Annotated in this window: 1 protein-coding gene; it reads left to right on the top strand. The window is 59.9% G+C overall.

Going from position 1 to position 1,334, the window contains the following annotated elements; genetic code table 11:
- Positions 1-129: 129 nt before the first annotated feature.
- Positions 130-1,224 carry a DUF1615 domain-containing protein gene (locus OC610_RS27575; RefSeq protein ID WP_264432663.1) on the top strand — a complete coding sequence of 365 codons (1,095 nt, stop codon included), beginning with the start codon at positions 130-132 and terminating at the stop codon, positions 1,222-1,224.
- Positions 1,225-1,334: the final 110 nt, after the last annotated feature.

Genomic DNA, 1,334 nt, shown 5'->3' with positions numbered 1-1,334 from the left:
AGCAAGCTCCCTCGCCACGGGTTCATGGACAGCGGCATAACCTTGTGGGGGCAAGCGTGCTCTCCTATTGGATTTCCACGGGCTTTTGGTCGTATGGTTGCTCCCGAACAATGGATCTGATGGAGCACCATGCAATTCACTCGATTGACGATCAGTCTCGCCGCCTTGCTGGCCCTGGCCGGCTGCGGCACGCGCCAAGCCCAGGAGCCCGAGCGCCAGCCTGCCGTGGTCAAGGCGCAGATCGTTCGGTTATTGCCGGCCAAGACCGCTGACCGGGAAGGCTGGGCCACCGACATCTACGTGGCTTTTTCGGCTCAACAGATCCCGCCGACCACCCAGAACATCTGTTCGGTACTGGCGGTGACTGAACAGGAATCGACGTTCCAGGCCGATCCCACCGTACCGGGGCTGGGCAGCATTGCCCGGCAGGAAATCGACCGACGCGCGGCGAAGGTCCACGTCCCGGGACTGCTGGTCAGCGCCGCGCTCCAGGTGCGCTCGCCGAATGGCAAAAGCTACAGTGATCGCCTCAGTGCGGCACGAAGCGAGAAAGAACTCAGCGCGATCTTCGATGACTTCATCAGCATGGTGCCGCTGGGCAAGACGCTGTTCGATGGTTTCAACCCGGTGCACACGGGTGGCCCAATGCAGGTCAGCATCGCGTTTGCCCAAGCCAATGCGCGCAATTATCCCTACACGATGGATGGCTCGATTCGGCGGGAAGTGTTCAGCCGTCGTGGCGGCATGTATTTCGGCATTGCCCATTTGTTTGGGTATCCGGTGAGCTACCCCGAGCCGCTGTACCGGTTCGCCGATTTCAACGCCGGTTGGTACGCCAGTCGCAACGCGGCGTTCCAACATGCGGTGAGCCGAGCTTCGGGCATCTCCCTGGCCCTTGATGGCGATTTGATCCTGCCTGATTCCATCATGCCAGGCAGCACTGAGCTGGCGGTTCGCACGTTGGGCAAGTCGTTGGGAATGCGCAACCCGACCATTCGCGATCAGTTGGAGTTGGGTGACAGCCTGGCGTTCGAGGACAGCAAGCTCTACAAGCGGGTGTTCGAACTGGCTGAAAAGTCCGAGGGCAAGCCGTTGCCTCGGGCGGTGTTACCGGGGATTGTGCTCAAGAGTCCAAAAATCACTCGCAAGCTGACCACTGCATGGTTCGCCAAACGTGTGGACGAGCGTTACCAACGGTGCATGGCACGGGCTTCGGGGCGCTAAAATCCTTGGCCATGAAAAAGCCCGGCGGATAAGGCCGGGCTTTTACTGTGACGGCTTGAAGGACTTTGAAGGGTAGTGGTGACAAATCATGCGTGGTTCTTAGCCAGGTT

The sequence above is a fragment of the Pseudomonas agronomica genome, from assembly GCF_025917275.1.
GTDB classification, from domain to species: Bacteria; Pseudomonadota; Gammaproteobacteria; order Pseudomonadales; family Pseudomonadaceae; genus Aquipseudomonas; species Aquipseudomonas agronomica.
The sequence above is the reverse complement of the archived record's forward strand: the minus strand, read 5'-3'. Positions and strand labels throughout refer to the sequence as shown.

Bases quoted from the DNA above. Each gene is read 5' to 3' on its own strand.
- OC610_RS27575 (WP_264432663.1), top strand. From the start codon at position 130: ATGCAATTCACTCGATTGACGATCAGTCTCGCCGCCTTGCTGGCCCTG.